16 protein-coding genes and 2 pseudogenes are annotated in these 17,479 nt (G+C 71.2%); 8 read left to right on the forward strand and 10 right to left on the reverse strand.

Features of this window, described 5'->3' with window-relative positions:
- The first annotated feature begins 620 nt into the window (after positions 1 to 620).
- Together ACLB9X_RS07615 and ACLB9X_RS07620 are read left to right on the forward strand one after the other, a co-directional pair.
- Positions 621 to 1,223, forward strand: coding sequence for a carbonic anhydrase (locus tag ACLB9X_RS07615; protein ID WP_410359600.1), 603 nt, complete (start codon positions 621 to 623; stop codon positions 1,221 to 1,223).
- Between the two features lie 236 nt (positions 1,224 to 1,459).
- Positions 1,460 to 2,897, forward strand: a pseudogene (locus tag ACLB9X_RS07620) (SulP family inorganic anion transporter).
- A 239-nt stretch (positions 2,898 to 3,136) separates the two neighbouring features.
- Here ACLB9X_RS07620 and ACLB9X_RS07625 read toward each other — a convergent pair.
- Positions 3,137 to 3,973, reverse strand: a complete 837-nt coding sequence (locus tag ACLB9X_RS07625; RefSeq protein ID WP_410359472.1) for a CAP domain-containing protein — start codon at positions 3,971 to 3,973, stop codon at positions 3,137 to 3,139.
- A 275-nt stretch (positions 3,974 to 4,248) separates the two neighbouring features.
- Between ACLB9X_RS07625 and ACLB9X_RS07630 the strand changes: the two genes are divergently transcribed.
- Both ACLB9X_RS07630 and ACLB9X_RS07635 read left to right on the forward strand, forming a co-directional pair.
- Positions 4,249 to 5,202: a fibronectin type III domain-containing protein gene (locus tag ACLB9X_RS07630; protein ID WP_410359473.1), complete on the forward strand. Its 954-nt coding sequence runs from the start codon at positions 4,249 to 4,251 to the stop codon at positions 5,200 to 5,202.
- A gap of 69 nt (positions 5,203 to 5,271) precedes the next feature.
- Positions 5,272 to 6,138 carry a PhzF family phenazine biosynthesis protein gene (locus tag ACLB9X_RS07635; RefSeq protein ID WP_410359474.1) on the forward strand — a complete coding sequence of 289 codons (867 nt, stop codon included), beginning with the start codon at positions 5,272 to 5,274 and terminating at the stop codon, positions 6,136 to 6,138.
- Between the two features lie 135 nt (positions 6,139 to 6,273).
- Here the strand turns inward: ACLB9X_RS07635 and ACLB9X_RS07640 are convergent, their stop codons facing one another.
- From ACLB9X_RS07640 to ACLB9X_RS07665, 6 genes are all read right to left on the reverse strand, one after another.
- The gene (locus tag ACLB9X_RS07640) at positions 6,274 to 6,423 is read right to left on the reverse strand and encodes a hypothetical protein (protein WP_410359475.1); all 150 of its coding nucleotides are present in this window, start codon (positions 6,421 to 6,423) and stop codon (positions 6,274 to 6,276) included.
- A gap of 49 nt (positions 6,424 to 6,472) precedes the next feature.
- Entirely contained in the window at positions 6,473 to 7,228 is a 756-nt protein-coding gene (locus ACLB9X_RS07645) for an LGFP repeat-containing protein (protein ID WP_410359476.1), read from the reverse strand.
- Positions 7,144 to 7,428: a hypothetical protein gene (locus ACLB9X_RS07650; protein ID WP_410359601.1), complete on the reverse strand. Its 285-nt coding sequence runs from the start codon at positions 7,426 to 7,428 to the stop codon at positions 7,144 to 7,146. Before ACLB9X_RS07650 ends, ACLB9X_RS07645 begins: the two co-directional genes overlap by 85 nt.
- Positions 7,338 to 7,568, reverse strand: a complete 231-nt coding sequence (locus ACLB9X_RS07655; protein WP_410359477.1) for a hypothetical protein — start codon at positions 7,566 to 7,568, stop codon at positions 7,338 to 7,340. The genes ACLB9X_RS07650 and ACLB9X_RS07655 overlap by 91 nt, the downstream gene beginning before the upstream one ends.
- 230 nt (positions 7,569 to 7,798) lie before the next feature.
- Complete coding sequence (locus ACLB9X_RS07660; protein ID WP_410359478.1) at positions 7,799 to 8,149, reverse strand: hypothetical protein; 351 nt, start codon at positions 8,147 to 8,149, stop codon at positions 7,799 to 7,801.
- Entirely contained in the window at positions 8,146 to 8,583 is a 438-nt protein-coding gene (locus tag ACLB9X_RS07665; protein ID WP_410359479.1) for a hypothetical protein, read from the reverse strand. The genes ACLB9X_RS07660 and ACLB9X_RS07665 overlap by 4 nt, the downstream gene beginning before the upstream one ends.
- Positions 8,584 to 8,591: 8 nt before the next feature.
- Between ACLB9X_RS07665 and ACLB9X_RS07670 the strand changes: the two are divergent.
- Positions 8,592 to 9,125, forward strand: a pseudogene (locus ACLB9X_RS07670) (DUF5753 domain-containing protein); the annotation flags it as partial.
- Positions 9,118 to 9,297 carry a DUF397 domain-containing protein gene (locus tag ACLB9X_RS07675; RefSeq protein ID WP_410359480.1) on the forward strand — a complete coding sequence of 60 codons (180 nt, stop codon included), beginning with the start codon at positions 9,118 to 9,120 and terminating at the stop codon, positions 9,295 to 9,297. The pseudogene ACLB9X_RS07670 and the gene ACLB9X_RS07675, both read left to right, overlap by 8 nt.
- Positions 9,298 to 9,443: 146 nt before the next feature.
- Here the strand turns inward: ACLB9X_RS07675 and ACLB9X_RS07680 are convergent, their stop codons facing one another.
- Together ACLB9X_RS07680 and ACLB9X_RS07685 are read right to left on the reverse strand one after the other, a co-directional pair.
- Complete coding sequence (locus ACLB9X_RS07680; protein ID WP_410359481.1) at positions 9,444 to 9,950, reverse strand: hypothetical protein; 507 nt, start codon at positions 9,948 to 9,950, stop codon at positions 9,444 to 9,446.
- Between the two features lie 149 nt (positions 9,951 to 10,099).
- A complete protein-coding gene (locus ACLB9X_RS07685; RefSeq protein WP_410359482.1) occupies positions 10,100 to 11,212 on the reverse strand; it encodes an NADAR family protein in 1,113 nt (370 codons plus the stop codon).
- A gap of 212 nt (positions 11,213 to 11,424) precedes the next feature.
- Here ACLB9X_RS07685 and ACLB9X_RS07690 point away from each other — a divergent pair, with 212 nt between their 5' ends.
- Positions 11,425 to 14,037, forward strand: a complete 2,613-nt coding sequence (locus tag ACLB9X_RS07690) for an MXAN_6230/SCO0854 family RING domain-containing protein (protein ID WP_410359483.1) — start codon at positions 11,425 to 11,427, stop codon at positions 14,035 to 14,037.
- A gap of 62 nt (positions 14,038 to 14,099) precedes the next feature.
- On the opposite strand, the gene aceB is transcribed toward ACLB9X_RS07690, so the two are convergent.
- On the reverse strand, positions 14,100 to 15,731 hold the full coding sequence (gene aceB / locus ACLB9X_RS07695; protein WP_410359484.1) for a malate synthase A: 1,632 nt from the start codon (positions 15,729 to 15,731) through the stop codon (positions 14,100 to 14,102).
- 527 nt (positions 15,732 to 16,258) lie between these two features.
- On the opposite strand from aceB, the gene ACLB9X_RS07700 reads away from it, so the two are divergent.
- Entirely contained in the window at positions 16,259 to 17,461 is a 1,203-nt protein-coding gene (locus ACLB9X_RS07700; RefSeq protein ID WP_410359485.1) for an RNA-guided endonuclease InsQ/TnpB family protein, read from the forward strand.
- Positions 17,462 to 17,479: the final 18 nt, after the last annotated feature.

Here is a 17,479-nt window from a genome sequence, read left to right on the forward strand (position 1 = left end):
CGGGGCGGCGGCTGGAGGGGTGTCGGCGAAGTAGCGGTGGGGCGGCGGCTGCAGGGGCGTCCGTGAAGTAGCGGTGGGGCGGCGGCTGGAGGGGCGTCCGTGAAGTAGCGGTGGGCCGACGGCCGGAGGGTGTCCGCGGCGTAGCCGTGGCCCGGCGGCCGTGGCGTCCGTAACACTCGCGGGGCGGCTCTTTCCGCGTCGCCCGACTCGACCGGCGTCTCATCTGGGGTGACCCGAGGTAGCCCCGGCGAGTGTCGGCTGTCAAGCAGTGTGACGCTCACGAATGTCTAACGAATCACAGACTTTTGGGCCTCGTTGATGCCAGAGCGACTCAAGAGGCTGGAGTTACTGACCAGTTGGACCATTTCCGTGCCCGATCCGCCGGAGTCACCGGGACGAGACCCGTCCCCGCTCCGGAACACGCCGCTACGGGGGTCACCAGACGTGACCCCCGTCCCGGCCCTGAACGCCCCCACGGCACGGCCCGCCGTCCTGCCGGTGTTCCGCCTCCGAGCCATCCGTCGACCTCCGCACGGCCCTCGACGAGTACCTGCGATCGATCCGACATGACGACTCACGACTCCCCACCGCGCGCCTCGGGCGCGCTGGAGGAACCCCCCATGCACCTGCTCATGAACAACGCCCGCGCTTTCCGGCACCGGGCCGCCGCACGCGCCGAGGAGTTCCGCCGCCTCGCGGCCGGCCAGTCCCCACAAGCGCTCTTCATCACCTGCTCCGACTCCCGCGTGATCCCCTCACTGATCACCGGAGCCCGCCCCGGCGAACTCTTCGAACTCCGCACGGCGGGCAGCATCATCCCTGAACACACCCCTGGTCGGCACTCGAGTGAAGCGGCCACCATCGAGTACGCCGTCGACGTGCTCGGCGTCACCGACATCGTCGTCTGCGGCCACTCCCACTGCGGTGCCGTCGGCGCCATGGCGCGCCGCGAAGACCTCTCCGCCGTCCCGGCGGTCCGCGGCTGGCTGGAGAGTACCTCGCCGCCGCCCCTGTTCACCGACCCCTCCGTGCCCGGCGACCCCGCCGTCGCCGAGGCCGTCCAGCACCATGTGGTGCGCCAGCTCCGGCGGTTGCGCGACCACCCGTGCGTCGTCCGCCGGTCCGCGGAAGGGCGACTGAGCCTGCACGGCTGGTACTACGAGATAGACACAGGGGCCGTGCTCGTCCGCCGGCCGCACGACGACGCGTTCCTTCCGCTGTGACCCCCGCCGACACCCGCGAAGGCGGGCACAGCGAGCGTGGACACGGCGAGCGTGGACACGGCGAGCGTGGACACGGCGAGCGTGGACACGGCGAACGTCGGGACCATGGCCGCGGGCCCAGCGAGCGTCGGCACGGCGAACGTCGGGACCATGGCCGCGGGCCCAGCGAACGCGGGAACCGCGGACGTCATCGGCGGGCCGCGCCGCAGCGCGCGGAGCGGCCCTCCGCCTCGACGCTGCGGTCCGACCTCACCGCGTCCGTCGTCGTCTTCCTGGTCGCCCTGCCGCTGTGTGTGGGCGTGGCCGTGGCCTCCGGCGTCCCGGCGGAACTCGGCCTGGTCACCGGCATCGTCGGCGGGCTGGTCACCGGACTGCTCCCCGGAAGCAGCCTCCAGGTCAGCGGACCCGCCGCGGGCCTGACCGTCTCGTCCTCGAAGCCGTCACCGAATTCGGACTCGGGGCCCTGGGCGTCTTCGCCCTCCGGCGGGCGTGCTCCAGCTGGTCATGGGTGCGCTGAGGCTGGGCCGCTGGTTCCGTGCCATCTCCATCGCCGTCGTGGAGGGGATGCTGGCCGGGATCGGCCTCGTACTGATCGCCGGCCAGCTCTACGCCATGGCCGACGCGAAGGCGCCCGGTTCCGGCCCGGCCATTCTGGCCGGCCTGCCCGGACTGGCCGTCCGTACGGCGGGCTCGCCCGAGGCGCTGACGGCGTTCGCCCTCGCGGCGGTGACCGTCGCGTTGATGGCCCTGTGGAAGCATCTGCCGCCCAAGGTCCGCACGGTCCCCGCACCGCTGGCCGCCGTGGCTCTGACCACCGCCGCCGTGGCGCTGTTCCAGCTGCCCGTGAAGCGGGTCGACGTCCAGGGGCTGCTGGGCGCGATCCGGCCACCGTCCCTCGACGACCTCGACGGGATCGCGGATGTGGGGGTGGTCGGGGCGGTCGGTACGGTCGTCGCCGTCACACTCATCGCGTCGGCGGAGAGCCTGTTCAGCGCCGCCGCCGTCGACCGGATGCACAGCGGGCCCGGCACCGACTACGACAAGGAGCTGATGGCGCAGGGTGCGGGCAACGCCCTGTGCGGCGCCCTCGGTTCGCTGCCGATGACCGCGGTCATCGTGCGCAGCTCCGCCAATGTGCAGGCGGGCGCGCGGACGAAGGCGTCACGGGTGCTGCACGGTGTCTGGCTGCTGCTCTTCGCGGCGCTCCTGCCCGCGGCGCTCGGCCTCATTCCGGTCGCCTCACTCGCCGGCATCCTGGTCTTCTCCGGCTGGAAGCTCATCCCGCTGAAGGAGCTCGGGCCGCTGTGGCGCGAGCACCGCGGAGAGGCCCTGATCCTGGTGGCGACAGCGGTCGCCATCATCGCGACCAGCATGTTCGAGGGCGTGCTCGCGGGGCTGCTGCTCGCCGTCGCCAAGACGGCGTGGGAGACGTCGCACGTCCACGTGGACGTGGAGGAGGGCGCCGACCGGAACAGCCCTCTCCGGGTGGTCGTCTCCGGCAACGCGACCTTCCTCAGGCTGCCCCGGATCCTGGACACCCTCGAGAAGCTGCCGAAGGACCGGCACATCGAGCTCGACCTGCTCGGCCTGCGGCACGTGGACCATGCGTGCAGTACGGCCCTCTCCAACTGGGCGACCGTCACAACGAGGAGAAAGGGGCCACGCGCGTGCTGACGCCCGCGGCCTGACACGGCCCAGCGAACGGGACGTCCCCGACCGGCTCGTGGGTCCGGTCCGTACGGCCGCCGTCATCGGCGGTCGTACGGACCGGGGCCTTACGGGGCCGCACGGGGTCCGGGGTGCACGAACCCGGGGTCGTACGGACCGGACCTCGTAGGGACGGTTCGTACGGACCGGTTCGTACGGACCGGACCACAGCCGCCCGGCCCGGTGCGATGCGGCTTGAGCGGCTTTCAGCGGCTGGTGCCGAAATTCTGTGTCCACCACGGGCCGCCGTCGCCGAGGTGGACGCCGACGCCCAGCTCCTCGAAGGAGCAGTTGAGGATGTTGGCGCGGTGGCCGGGGCTGTTCATCCAGGCGTCCATGACGGACGCGGCGTCGGGCTGCCCCTGCGCTATGTTCTCGCCGAGGTTGGACCAGGCGTACCCTGCCGCCTCGACGCGGCTGGTCATGGTGGAACCGTCGGGCCCGGTGTGTGACATCACGCCGGAGTCGGCCATGACGTCGCTGTAGTCGTCCGCGGCCTGCGTCAGCCGGTCGTTGGCGGTGACCGGACCGCAACCGGCCGCCGCCCGCTCCTTGTTGACGAGCGCGAGGACCTGCGCCTCGGGGCCGCTCGGCGTGCTGTCGCCGGTGGCCCTGCTCGTACGGGCAGCGGTGCCGGGCGTGTGCGTGGCGGTCGTGCTGTCCCTGTTCGCGCGCTCGGCCGCCGCCGACCGCTCGGCCGATGCGCTCGGGCTCGCGCTCTTCCCGGACGTCGGCTTCGCCGGCTTGGCGGACACCGGGCTGTGCGAAGGGGACGGGCTCGCGCTGCGCGTCGCGGAGGGAGACGCGAGGGGCGTGGCGACGCCGCCCGCGACCTCGTCGGCCGAGCCGCTCGCGGTGTCGGGGCCGTCGGCCGTCACCCGGTCCGCCGGCCTGCCCTGGTCCCCGCCCGAGAGGGCGGTGACACCCGCGCCTGCCGCGACCGTCATCGCGCCGAGCGCCAGAACGAGGCCCCGCGCCCGTGGAGCGCCCTTGGGCTTGGCGTGGGAACGGGACGGCTTGCGCGCGGCTCTGTGGGAACCCATACGGAGGCACCTCGGTGACAGTTCGAAGGATGGTCGGTCCAACGAAAGATCCCGGCAGGCGCGACCGCGCCCACCGGGATTCGTGGGGGGTTGGTGGAGAGCGTAGGCGGGACCGGCTGCGGACGGTGCGCCGGAAGCCCATCTTCAAGAAGCCATAAGAAAGCCTTGAGGCTGAGGCAAGGTACGTCCCGCCAGAAGGCTTGAAGCGGGCCGACAGGTGTGCCATACAGGTCTGGACCAATGCTCGTCAGTCTGCCGCCCGCGGAGGCCCGACCGTGCGACGTCCCCCCACCCTGGCCGCTTTGGCCTGCCTCGCCGTCCTGCCGCTCGCCGCGTGCGCCGGCGAACCCGAGGACACCGAACGCCCCACCACCCCCGCCGGGGTCACGGCCCAGGCGAGCAGCGCCACATCCGTCCACGTCATGTGGGAGACCTCCGCGGACAACGAGGCGGTGACCGGATACGAGGTCTACGAGAGGGGCACCAGGGTCAGGACGCTGCCCGCCACCAAGCACATGGTCGACGTCGACCGCCTGAACCCCCGGACCGCGTACCGCTTCACGGTCCGCGCCCGCGACGCGGCCGGGAACCTCTCCGCGCCGAGCACCGCGATATCGGTGACGACACCGGCGCCTGCCCCGGACGACCGACGCGCGCCGACGCCCCCGGGCGGCGTGCGCGGCACGGTGGACGGCAGCCGGGCCGTGACCCTGACGTGGACCCGGTCGACGGACGACACGGGCGTCACGTCGTACGACGTCTACCAGGAGGACTCCCGCGTCCACAGCGTGCCCGGCACCCGCACGACGGCCCGCGTGACGGGCCTGCGCCCGGGCACGGTCTACACGTTCACGGTCCGCGCCCGCGACGCCGCCGAGAACTCGTCCCCCGACAGCAATCCGGTCGACCTCACCACCGCCCCGTCCCCGGGCGACGAGACGCCGTCCACGGCCCCCACGTCCCTGAAGGCCACGGCCCGCGAGGGGGCGATCGACCTGTCCTGGACACCCCCGCGCACGGGCGTCCCGGTGCGCGAGCACCGGCTGTACCTGAACGGCCGCCCGGCGACGACGATCGTCTGGGGCGCGGAGCCACCGGCGGACACGGCGACGTACACGATGACGATCACGGACCCCCCGGGCACCCGCTACAGCATCAAGCTCCGCGCGAAGCTGCCGGACGGCAGGTGGGGAGACTTCTCCGCGCAGCGGGCGGTGGTGGTGCCGTAGGGGCAGCACGCGCCGAGGTGGGGACATCCGGCCGGGAACAAACCTCTCCGGAACGTCGTTCCGCCGATCATGACCACGACGCACGAAGTCCTGCGCTACACCGCCTTCTCCGACGACCCGGCCGGAGGCAACCCCGCGGGGGTCGTCCTCGACGCGACGGGGCTCGACGACGCCGCCATGCTCGCGATCGCCGCCGACGTCGGGTACAGCGAGTCCGCCTTCCTGACCGCGCCGCCGCAGGGGCTCGGCGGGGAACCCGGGCGGGCGTTCACCATCCGGTACTTCAGCCCCAAGGCCGAAGTGCCCTTCTGCGGGCACGCCACCGTCGCCACCGCCGTCGCGCTGGGTGAGCGTATCGGCACCGGGGACCTGGTGTTCGCCACGCGGGCCGGGACCGTGCCGGTGACGGTGAGCGAGGCGGGCGGGACGCTCCGGGCCACGCTCACCACGGTCGAGCCGCACAGCGAGGACATCGCCGACACCGATCTGACCGAGGCGCTGGCCGCCCTCCGCTGGCCCGCCGCCGATCTGGACCCGGCGATCCCGCCCCGCATCGCCTTCGCCGGCGCCCGCCACCTCGTGCTCGCCGCCGCGACCCGCGCGCGACTGGCCGACCTGGCCTACGACTTCGACCGCCTGGAAGCCCTGATGCGCCGCCTCGACCTGACCACGGTGCAACTGGTGTGGCGCGAGTCGGAGCACGTCTTCCACGTACGCGACCCCTTCCCGGTGGGCGGCGTGGTCGAGGACCCGGCGACGGGCGCGGCGGCAGGCGCGCTCGGCGCGTACGTACGCGAACTGGGCCTGGTCTCCGAGCCGGCGGAACTCACGCTCCACCAGGGCGAGGACATGGGCCGCCCCGGCGTCCTGACGGTGGAGCTGCGCGCGGGCGACAGGCGGATACGGGTGACGGGGACGGGGGCGCGGATCGACTGACCGGAGGCGCGGCGGACGATGCTGTGCAGCGGGCCAGAGCGGCCCGGGGCTTCTGTGTTACGAGCACGTCAGCCGGCTCGGTCGGCCGGAACAAGCCCGGGACCGGCCGAGCAGAGATGACGGGAGCCGTTCAGGTCAGGGGTGTCGCAGGGCGATGAGGTCGATGCCGTTCGCCTTGGTCAGATCGATCGTGTCCGATACGGGCACGATCCGCGCCTCCTGCGCGTAGCGAAGGCAGTTGGATTCGATGTCTCCGGGCGATCCCTCGTTTCGCAGTCCCCACATGGACACTGGTCTTGTTGTTGTACTCATCAATCAGCTGAGCGTTGAGGGTTCAATCCGGGTTCGCTCTCCCGTCGCGCTCGTGGGCGGTGGCCATCCGCTCCGCGAATCCCTGGTTGGCTCCCTCGGTCATCAGACCGTTCCAGATGCAGTGCCGTGCGGCGTCGATCCGATTGCCGTCCGTCTCTGTCGCTTCGGGGAATGCCTGCTTCGACAGGTCGAACGCTGGCCCACGCGCGTTGCGAACCCGGTAGCAGTCGTAGGGTTCGTTCTCGCACGTCATGCGCTGGACCCTGGTGGACCACCACGCGTCGAGGGCGTCTCCCGCCGCCGCGATCGCGGGGAACTCGATCGGATACGCAATCGAGTCGCCGAGCTGCAAGCGCAGCTTGTGCCCCTCGAAACTCGACTGCACCGGTACCGGAGCTCCGGTTGCGTCGAACCCCATGGGCAGCCCGACGCCTGCGACGACCGCTCCCGCCGAGTCGACGAGTTCGACCCGTTGCGGGGTCGCACGAAGGGTGTAACCGGCAGGTGCACCGACCTGTAGAGTCGGTCGCGTTGGAATTTCTGAATTCCGCCCGGGTGCGTGACCGGGTCGGCCGTCGGGTATCCGTAGACTCGCCTCGAACCCGGTGCGGGACCACTGGTCCAAGACGGCGCCGGTGCCCGGACGCGCTCCTGTGTCGGGTGACCAGTAGACGACGCCGTGCTCGAAGCGGTTCATGCGGCCCTGGCCGTCGGGTAGTTTGCTTTCGTCGCTGGTCGGGTAGCCGAGCCGGCTGCCTTCCCAGCCGGACTCACCCACTTGTCGCGGATCACGCCGGTGACGTAGTACGCCTCGTTGAGTCGCCAGTAGACGGTGTCGCCCTGAAAGTACTGGCGTCGGCCGATGTTGTCGAGGATGACGATGTCGGCTATCCGAGGGCCCCGGCTGCCCAGCCGTTGCGCTGCCAGGCGGCGAAGCAGTGATTCACCGCGGGGTGCGCGCCACTGTGCGCCGACCAGTAGATGGGCCCGTTCTTGAAAGCCGAACGCTTGCCGTGCCCGTCAGGTTGGTCAGTTCGTTCGATGTCGGAAACAGTAAGAAGAAGCTGTTCGGCCACCGAGCTCGTTGTACTTGTCGCGGATCGCGCCGCACACCTCATACGGTGCCGGCCAGTACACCTGACAATCAGCCGCAGCGAGGGACGACACCTGAGGCTGCGCTGCGGGCCCCTCGGCCCTGTCCAGCAGTGCGGCTTCCATCGTCTCGGCCCTGTGAAGGGTCTCGTGGACCATGGCGGGCGTCCGAAGCCCCTGGGCACCCCGCGTCCAAGTCGATTCACATGAGGTGCCGCCGGCCCTCACGCGAAGCACAGCGGTGAAGAGGTTCGCGTCAGAGCTCCGGGGCGAGGAGGGTCAGTCGCAGGAGCGCGGCCAGGGCCGTCACCGCGGGCACCGCGAACCACCACCGCCGCAGCCACTGTGCCTTCACGAAGAGCAGGGTCAGCAGTGCCACGACGGCAGCCACCCCCAGCGCCGTGCCCGCAGCGAAGCCCGAGTGGGAGACCGTCTCCCGGTCCCAGGGACCCGCCGGCTCGGCGGCGTAAGCAAGGAGGAGCAGGTACGCCGTGACGAGGTGCGCCACCACGAGCACCACGGCGCAGACGGCGGAACCGACGCGGCCGAGTGGCTTCGCAGCGGCCGTCGGGCGCTTCGGCGCCGCAGTGCTCGTGGGGTCACTCACCGCAAGGCCTCCTTGGCCTGATCCAGCTTGTTGTCGAAGCCACGACCGTACCCCTGGGCGGCGTCGGTCTCGTAATAGGGACCGCCGTTGTAGCGGGCGGCCAGCTCCTGCATCTGCGCCCGTGTCATCTGGTCCGGTGGCACGTCGGCGAAGCTGCTCTCGGCCTTCAACTGGGCGAGATACTCGGAGGCGATGAAAATGTTCGTGCCCGGATCCTTGATCGCGTCCACCACGGTGCTCCGCTGGATGTCCGTGAGATTCTGCGGGTCGTAGCCGAGTACCTCGGCGGCGCGGCGGACCTGGATGGCCATGGGCCCCATGGATGTCCGGTCGGGATCCTCGCTACCAGGAATGATCTTGCGCCCCTCGTAGGCCAGGTCGTCCAGCACACCGGGATCGCCTTCGACCTCCTGCCAGGCGATGCCCGCGACCATCTCCGGTGCAGGGGCGGCGGGTGCCGCCGCCGCGGTTCATCGATCAGTCGGATGAGCTACTGGGGGCGCGGGGCGTGCTGGTGGAGATGAAGGAGGAGGTGGCGCGGGCGCAGTATCCGGCGTTCTTCCGGGACGCGGCGAAGTTGGAGGCGGAGGCCGTCGAGTTGCACGTCTACGACACCCATGTGGTCAACGGCTTCCTGCAGACGGAAGAGTACGCGCGGGCCGTGTTCACGATGAGGCGGCCGATCCTGAACGAGGAAACGATCGAGGAGCGTGTCATCGCCCGGCTCGCCCGACAGGATGTCTTCGCGCGCAAGCCCATGCCCACGATCAGCTTCGTCATCGAGGAGTCGGTTCTGACGCGGCCCGCTGGCGGGCAGAGTGTGATGCACGGGCAGCTTGAGCGACTCCTCCTGTACGGCGAGCGCCGGAACGTCGACATTCAGGTCATGCCGAACAAGCGCGAGGAGCACGCTGGACTGGCCGGACCGTTCACCTTGATCGAGACGAAGGAAGGACGGAGGATCGCCTATGTGGAGGCGTAGGAGCAGCTACAGCAGCGGCGAGGGCGGTCAATGCGTCGAGGTTGCGACCTGCCCTGGGGCTGTGCACGTTCGTGATTCCAAGGACACGACCGTTCCGATGCTCATCGTGCAGACGCAGGCATGGGATGACTTCGTCGCGTTCGCAGCGGGGAGCGAGGCCGTGTAGGTACGTGGTCGGCTGGCGTGGGGACCGGAGGAGCGGTCAGGGCAGTTGGACGACTGCCCAGATCGTCTTGCCTGGGGGCACCGACCCGTTGCCTCGTGGACTCGCAGTTTGTCGAGGGCACTTTGCCCTACGGTCCTGTCTCGCGCTCAACTGCGGCGGTCCAGCAAGCGGGCCAGGTCTCCCGGTGTCACGTCGAAGGGAAGCCGCCCGTCGTCGAACAGGTGGATGCCACAGGTGCGGTAGATGTCGTCAGCCGCCTGGGAGCAGATCATCTTGTCCGAACGCGCCACGCGCGAACGCAAGAAGCGGGTCACCAGTGGCAGCCGGAGACGGTAGGCCGCCAGGTAGAAGTAGGTCGTCCAGTTGTAGCCCGTGCCGACCCGGCTCCGTGCCTCGGCGACGATGGCGTCCCGCTCGTCGTTCCGCAGGTCCCAGGGGACGACGGCATGCGGCCGGCCTTCGTACTTCGACCAGGGGCTGACGACGGCCCCGCCGGGCTGGGCCTCGAAGACCGTGCCGTCGTCGAGGGCCACCGCCACGTGCGTCCAGCGGCTCAGGTCGCCGTTGATGGCCTGGAGCAGCCACACCAGCTTGCCGGCCAGGCCGTCGATCTGCGTCAGGACGATGGATCCGGGCAGGGGAGAAGCGGCCATGGCGGTCACCTTTCAGAGGGCCTGCGGATCGGTGAGGCGAGAAGTCGGTGTCAGCACCGAGGTGAGTATTCCCGGCTTGCCGTGCAGTCCAGTCCTGCCCGGTGCGCGGCGTCGACCGTTCCCGACGACCGCCGTCTCGTCCGCCCCCCTCACCCCAACCCCGCGCGCTCCGCCCACAGTTCCGAGCGGACCAGTTCCAGCAGGCGGCCGAGCCAGTTGCGGCCGCCGCCCGCGTTGTCGCCCCAGAAGGCAGAGTCCGCGTCGGCGTAGACGAGCGTCGCGTCGGCGGTCGACAGCAGGTACTCGGCGAGGTCCGGGTGCTGGGCGTACTTGGCGCGCAGCAGGCGGGCCATGACCGCGGTCCGGGCCTGTTCCCAGCCGTCGCGCCGCCCGGCTTCGGCGGCGAGCTTGGCGGCCGCGGCGGCTGTCTTGGCCGATGTGATCGCGGCGCGGGCATCGGCGTCCGCCGCGGACAGCGCCCAGTACGCGTGCGCGACCGAGGGATACGTGACGCCGTCGATGTCGACGGGCGCCGGGAAGTCCGTGCGCAGGGACAACTTGGTGCGCGCGTCCGAGGGCTTCAGCGGGTACATGTGGGGGACGTGGACGGCCGGGGCGTGCGGGGTCGTGGGGCCGTCCGCAGGGACGCGGGAGGGACGTTCGGCGATCCAGCGGGCCCGGTCCTCGAGGAACGCGATCGCCTCGTCGTACTCCTCCTGGGTCACCGGGTCGTCCGGCCACTCCTCCGTGTGCCCGCCCGGTCCCGCCACGAGGACCTGGAGCGGTTCGTCCCTGCGGTCCATGTCGCCGAGGGCGTAGCGCCGCTGAGTGACCGGGATGGCGTGGTACGTGTCGCGGACGGCGGCGCGCCTCTCCTCGGTCCGGTCGGCGAGGAACGCGCCGACGGCGGCCAGGCACCGGTCCGTCGAGTCCGGACGGCCGTTGAGCTGGTCGATCGTGTCGCGGACCTCGGCGAGCAGCAGCTCCGGGGTGAGCCAGGTGCACGGCTCGTGGAACGTCCAGCCGGCCAGGTCGTGACCCGATGCCCGGGCCCCTTCGGGCAGTTCGGTGGCGACCCAGCCGCTGCGGAGCTTCCGCTCGAACTCGTCGAGGGTCACCAGACCCCAGCAGTCGATCAGCCCGTCCGCGTAGATGAGCAGGTCGGTCAGGTAGTAGTCGCCGTTGCGGATGAAGGCGTGACGCCAGGTGCCGGGGACGCGGACGCCGTCCGCCATGCGATGGGTGACCCGTCTGCCGATCATCACGCCATTGTGCAGGTTGCTCGCCGGCACCACGGCAGGGGGCCCGGTGGGCCGCCCGGAAAACCGGATGATCAGTGCCTCGGCCCCCTGTTACCTTCGTGACGCGCGGGGCGGCTCCCGGGTGTGCTTCCTTCTCAACTTCCTGTCAAGAAACAGCGTGCCCACTTCCCGCCCCGCGCATCACCCGGTCATCCGGGAGGGGGGAACCGAACGTGTCCAGCACCACCGTCACCACGCGCACCGCCACCACTCCACGGAGCCTCGCCGCCGTGCTGCTCGCGCGGCGCGGGGTCGTCCACCTGCCGGCCGGCGGGGACGTCTCCGAGCCCGCCGGGCAGGTCGGCGCCGCGCTGCTCGAGGCGGATCTCGTCGAGCGCGGGTATCTCGTCGCCGCCCCGCTGCGTGCCGCGTTCGCGGCGCTCGACGCCGGGGCCCTCGGGGCGACGGGCCGGGCGCTGCTCCAGGACATCGACCGGGAGACCGGCGCCGACCGGCCCCACGAGCCCCTGCTGCGTGGATTCCCGGACAGCACGCCGCGCGACACGTACGCGCACTACGTCGACCGCGTCCTCACGGTGCTGTTCCAGCAGCCCGAGCAGCCGTGCGTGCTGTGCGGCACGGTCGACTCGGTCGTGCCCGTCGCGCCCTGCGCCCACCTCGTGTGCGGCACCTGCTTCGACGGCGCCGACTTCTCGGCCTGCCCGGTGTGCGAGCGGCGGATCGACCCCGACGATCCGTTCCTGCGCCCCAAGCGCCCGCGCCGGATCTTCTCCCGTCGGCCGGCGCGGCCCCAGCGGCTGCGACTGCTCACGTACGGCGGTGATCTGAGCGACCGTCAGCGCGACGCCGCCCGGGAGCTGGACACGTTGCTCGCCCGGACCGGCGCCCTCAGCCCGCAGGACACCGATGACCTGGACGCCCTGCTCGCCGCCCGGCCGCGGGACGACCTCGACCGGCTGCCCGCCACCGTGCCCGGCCGGGAGACCAAGGCCCGTCTCGTCGCCTGGCTGCTCGCCGACCCGGCGGACCTGCCGGCCACCCTGCCTTTCGCCACCGGTCTGCTCGACACCCCCACGGACGTGCTGCGCGTGCTCGCGGTCCGTTCCGGCGGCGACGCGGGGCTCGTGCGGATCCCGCGCTTCGCCCGCCTGCCCCGCCCGCTGCGCCGCGCCCTGCTGTCGGCCCTGGACGCCCTCGACCCGGCGCAGGCGGCCCAGGACATGCGGCGTCACCGGCGTGCCTGGATCCACGCCGCGGAACTGCTCCACCCCTTCGAGTACACGGACCGGTACCCCCGCGCCGCCCTCGCCTTCGCCGCGCTGCGCGGCACGGCGCTCGGCGACGACGCCCTGTCCCTCGCCCTGCGCAAGGGCGCGGACGGCGTCGAGGCCATCGACGTCTCCGGCCCGGCGGTGACTGTACGGAGTTGGCGCGGCCAAGTCGAGGCCGCTCTCGCGGACCGCGACCTCCACCGGGCGCTCGCCCTGCTCGGGCAGCGGCCGGGCGAGCTCGTCCGCCGCCTGGACCACCTGCTGCGCCTCGCCCGTGAAGGGGACGGAGACGGCGCCGGGGACGAGGGCCGCGCCGTCGTGTCCGCGCTGGAGCGGGCCGTCGGGCGCGTGGCACCGGCCGTGGTGCTGTCCGCACTCGGTGCGCTCCGCACCCGTACGATCGCGCGGACGGCCCGGGTGTTCTTCCCCAAGGGCGCGGCGGCGCGGGCCCATGTGACCGACGACGGCAGGCCGCCGCTCCCCGCCGAGCTCGTGCGGTCGGTGGCCGGCGTGCTGACGGCGGAGATGCTGCGCCGCGCCCGGGCAGAGGCGCCCGTGGAGGTCGCGGTCGTGGACGCCGCGCTGGACGGCGTCGTCGCACCGTTCACCGAGCGGACCGCCTCACGCGCCCTGGTGACCCTTCCGCGCGGCAGCGAACTCGCCGTCCCGGACGGCACGACGCTGCGCCTGTTCCTCCACTGGATGGAGAGTCCCGCCTCGGGACGCACCGACCTCGACCTGTCGGCGGCCATGTTCGCCGCGGACTGGCAGCACATCGGGCAGTGCGACTACACCGGGCTGCGGTACGGGGGCACGGCGGCCGTGCACTCGGGCGACCTCCAGGACGCCCCGCCCCCGCTCGGCGCGTCCGAGTTCGTGGACCTCGACCTGGAGCAGCTCGCCGAGGCCGGCGTGCGGTACGTCGTCGCGGTCGTCTACTCGTACAACAACGTGGCCTTCGGCGATCTGGCGGACGCCTTCGCCGGGCTCATGGTGCGCGACGCGCCCGGCAGCGAGGGCCCCGTGTTCGACGCGCGCGCGGTGGAGCAGCGCTTCGACCTCACCGGCAGCAGCCGCGCCTGCGTGCCGCTGGTCGTCGACGTGCAGGCGCGCACCATGCGCTGGCTCGACGTGGTCAAGGGCGTCACGGGCACGCAACACGCGGTGTGGCGGCACGCCCACGCGCTGGCCACCCTCGCCCACCGGCTCACGGAACTGTTCGGATCCGGCGCACGCGTCGGCCTGGGCGAGCTCGCGGTGTGGCAGGCCGCGGCCCGGGCGGCCACCGTCGTCCTGCGCCACACGGACGGCTCGCGCAGCGTGTACGCACGGCGGGACGGCGAGGACGTGGCCGCCTTCGCCACCCGTATCGGCTCACCGGACACCGACGCGGCCGAGCCGACGGCACCGCCCCGGCTGGCCTTCCTGCTGCGCGGCGACGTCGACGTGCCGGACGGCGGCGAGGTGTTCGCCGTGTACCCGTACGCGCAGGACGCGACGCGCGTGCGCCTGCTCACCGCCTCGGACGTCGTCACGGCCCTCGCGCCGCACTGACACGCCACCGCCCCCGGTGCTGTGCGGTACCGGGGGCGGCGCAGAAGCCGAACGGGCAGGGATCAGCCGACCAGTTGCTCGTACGCGGGCAGCGTCAGGAAGTCCTCGTACTTCTCGTCCAGCGCCACCTTCAGCAGCAGGTCGTGCGCCTGCTGCCAGTTGCCCGCGGCGAACGCCTCCTCGCCCAGCTCCGCGCGGATCGCGTCCAGTTCCTCCGCCGCGACCTCGCGCGCCAGCTCCGGGGTGGCCCGCACGGTCTTCCCGGCGTGCTCGAAGCTGACACCCGCGTTGATCCACTGCCAGATCTGGGAGCGGGAGATCTCCGCCGTCGCCGCGTCCTCCATCAGGTTGAAGATGGCGACCGCGCCGAGGCCGCGCAGCCACGCCTCGATGTAGCGGATGCCCACCTGGACCGCGTTGCGCAGGCCCTCGTAGGTGGGCCTGGCGTCCAGGGAGTCGATGGCGATCAGGTCGCCGGGCGCCACCGAGACGTCCTCGCGCAGGCGGTCCTTCTGATTGGGCTTGTCGCCCAGCACCGCGTCGAAGGAGGCCATGGCGATCGGGACGAGGTCGGGGTGGGCGACCCACGAGCCGTCGAAGCCGTCGCCGGCCTCGCGGTCCTTGTCGGCCTTGACCTTTTCGAAGGCGACCTTGTTGACCTCGGGGTCCTTGCGGGAGGGGATGAAGGCCGCCATGCCGCCGATGGCGTGCGCGCCCCTCTTGTGGCAGGTGCGCACCAGCAGTTCGGTGTACGCGCGCATGAACGGGGCAGTCATCGTGACCGCGTTGCGGTCCGGCAGGACGAACTTCTCGCCGCCGTCACGGAAGTTCTTGACGATGGAGAACAGGTAGTCCCAGCGGCCCGCGTTCAGGCCGGAGGCGTGGTCGCGCAGCTCGTAGAGGATCTCCTCCATCTCGTACGCCGCCGTGATCGTCTCGATCAGGACGGTCGCGCGGACCGTGCCCTGCGGAATGCCGACGTAGTCCTGGGCGAAGACGAAGATGTCGTTCCAGAGGCGGGCCTCCAGGTGCGACTCGGTCTTCGGCAGGTAGAAGTACGGCCCCTTGCCGAGGTCCAGCAGGCGCTGGGCGTTGTGGAAGAAGTACAGGCCGAAGTCGACCAGGGCGCCCGGCACCGGGGCGCCGTCGACCCGCAGGTGGCGCTCGGAGAGGTGCCAGCCGCGCGGGCGCATCACGACGGTCGCGAGCTCCTCGGCGGGGCGCAGGGCGTACGACTTGCCCGAGCGCGGGTCGGTGAAGTCGATGCGGCGCTCGTAGGCGTCGATCAGATTGAGCTGGCCGAGGACCACGTTCTCCCAGGTGGGGGCCGAGGCGTCCTCGAAGTCGGCGAGCCAGACCTTCGCGCCGGAGTTGAGCGCGTTGATGGTCATCTTGCGGTCGGTGGGTCCGGTGATCTCCACCCGGCGGTCGTTCAGGGCCGCGGGCGCCGGGGCGACCTTCCAGGAGTCGTCCGCGCGGATGGCGGCGGTCTCCGGGAGGAAGTCCAGCGTGGAGGTGCGGGCGATTTCGGCCCGGCGGGCGGCGCGGCGGGCGAGCAGCTCGTCACGCCGGGGCGTGAACCGCCGGTGCAGCTCTGCCACGAACGCGAGGGCCGCGTCGGTCAGGACCTCTTCCTGCCGGGGCAGGGGCTCGGCTTCGACGATGGCCAGCGGGGACGGCGCTGGTGCGGACATGAGCTGTCACTTCCTTCAGCGAGCATTTCAGCGAGCTTTTGACGAGCGTCGCGGGCTTCACGAGGGCGCCGGGCGGCCGCCGGGACGCCACAGGATGGCACGCAGTGCCAAGGCTCTGAGGTACGGCCGAGGGGCGCCCTCCGATGGTTGGGCGCTTCTGAACAGTGGATAGTAGTTACCGCATGGTGGAAGTTCAATGGTTTGTTGATATCGAGATTCTCCGGGTCGACACAACGTGTCGCTCAGTGCCACGCCGCTCCTGTTTCTCGCGAGGGTGTCCCGGCGTTCACGCCGGTGAGGGTCGAGTCCGGATGTTGTGACGCGGAGCCTCGCCCCATCGGTTCAGGGCGCGGCGCGCACTTCAGGGCTGTTTGGCATCCGGGTGGTGTGAACGTGTGTGCCTTTGTTCACCGGTTGGAGTGGTGGCGCTGTGATCGAAGTATGCGTGTGCGGCGGTCGTACATATGGTCCTCGCGGAGGGTTCGGGGTGCCAGGGCGTCCTGGCCGGGGACCGTGAGGGGGGCGACATGGCGCAGGTGAGGGCGGCTGCGGAGGGCAGGCATGTCCGCTGCACCTATCGTCTGCGTGTTTCGTCCTCCGCGCGTGCGGTGCTGCTGGTGGAGTGGGAACGGTGCCGGTGGGTGTGGAACGAGTGCGTCGCCCGGTTCCGGAAAGCCAACCGGGACGGCGAGGAGTGCGGCCCGGCCCGGCTGGATCGGATGCTGACCGAGGCCCGTGCCGTCACGCCGTGGCTCGCTGAGGGGTCATCGGTTGTGCAGCAGCAGGTCGTCCGTGACTTCGGCAGGTCCCGTGCAAAGGCGCTGAAGGACATCAGGGACCGCGTCCCGGTCCACCGGCGGGCCGGAATGCCCGGGTACAAGAAGAAGCGCGAAGCGCTGCCTACGTTGAACTACACCCGGCGTGGGTTCCGTATCAAGGACGGGCGCCTGCACCTTGCGGGTGGGATCGTGCTGATGGTGGTGTGGTCGCGGGAGCTGCCGGCCGAGCCCTCCTCGGTGCGGGTATACCGCGACAGCGTCGGCCACTGGTACGCCTCGTTCGTGGTCGCTGCCCAGGTACAGCTGCTGTTGGGGACCGGCCAGGTACTCGGCGTGGATTGGGGCGTGAAGGAGACCGCCACGACCACTTCCGACGCGCACGACCTGCCGCACGCCGGGCACGGCAAGAAGGCCGCTGCGCAGCTGACCCGGTACGACCGGATGATGGCCCGCCGCAAGCCGAAGAAAGGGCAGGCCGGATCGAAGGGCTACCAGGAGGCGAAGAAGTGGCGGGCCAAGGCGTACAAGAAGGTGGCCCGGCAGCGGCAGGACACCGCCCGCAAGTGGGCCAAACGCGTCGTGACCGACCACGACGCCATCGCCGTGGAGGACTTCCGCCCGAAGTTCCTCTCCAAGACCTCCATGGCCCGCAAGGCGGCGGATGCTGCCATCGGTGCCACCAAGCAGGCACTGATCGAGATGGGCCGCAAGCACAGGCGGGATGTGCATCTGGTGCACCCCGCGCACACGACCATGGACTGCGCATCGTGCGGAGCGAGAACCAAGCATGCACTGCCGCTGTCCGAACGCACGTACACCTGCACCGCGTGCGGAGCCGTGTCCCCCAGGGACAAGAACTCCGCCCACGTGATGCTCGTCCGGGCAGGTCTGAACCCGGCTGGTGTCGAGGGCACAAGACCTCCGGGAGCGCCGCTCCCGGAGGCAGCCTGAGCCAGGAATCCCCTCCCT

Origin of the sequence: Streptomyces sp. 5K101 (genome assembly GCF_046506645.1) — a bacterium.
GTDB lineage: Bacteria > Actinomycetota > Actinomycetes > Streptomycetales > Streptomycetaceae > Streptomyces.

Excerpts from the sequence above, each read along its gene's own strand:
- ACLB9X_RS07625 (WP_410359472.1), bottom strand. The coding sequence starts at position 3,973 with ATGGGTTCCCACAGAGCCGCGCGCAAGCCGTCCCGTTCCCACGCCAAG.
- ACLB9X_RS07665 (WP_410359479.1), bottom strand. The coding sequence starts at position 8,583 with ATGGTCGCGGGCATCGCCTGGCAGGAGGTCGAAGGCGATCCCGGTGTG.
- ACLB9X_RS07680 (WP_410359481.1), bottom strand. The coding sequence starts at position 9,950 with ATGGCCGCTTCTCCCCTGCCCGGATCCATCGTCCTGACGCAGATCGAC.
- ACLB9X_RS07655 (WP_410359477.1), bottom strand. The coding sequence starts at position 7,568 with ATGAGGTGTGCGGCGCGATCCGCGACAAGTACAACGAGCTCGGTGGCC.
- ACLB9X_RS07675 (WP_410359480.1), top strand. The coding sequence starts at position 9,118 with ATGTGGAGGCGTAGGAGCAGCTACAGCAGCGGCGAGGGCGGTCAATGC.
- aceB (WP_410359484.1), bottom strand. The coding sequence starts at position 15,731 with ATGTCCGCACCAGCGCCGTCCCCGCTGGCCATCGTCGAAGCCGAGCCC.
- ACLB9X_RS07700 (WP_410359485.1), top strand. The coding sequence starts at position 16,259 with ATGGCGCAGGTGAGGGCGGCTGCGGAGGGCAGGCATGTCCGCTGCACC.
- ACLB9X_RS07615 (WP_410359600.1), top strand. The coding sequence starts at position 621 with ATGCACCTGCTCATGAACAACGCCCGCGCTTTCCGGCACCGGGCCGCC.
- ACLB9X_RS07685 (WP_410359482.1), bottom strand. The coding sequence starts at position 11,212 with ATGATCGGCAGACGGGTCACCCATCGCATGGCGGACGGCGTCCGCGTC.
- ACLB9X_RS07635 (WP_410359474.1), top strand. The coding sequence starts at position 5,272 with ATGACCACGACGCACGAAGTCCTGCGCTACACCGCCTTCTCCGACGAC.
- ACLB9X_RS07640 (WP_410359475.1), bottom strand. The coding sequence starts at position 6,423 with ATGTGGGGACTGCGAAACGAGGGATCGCCCGGAGACATCGAATCCAAC.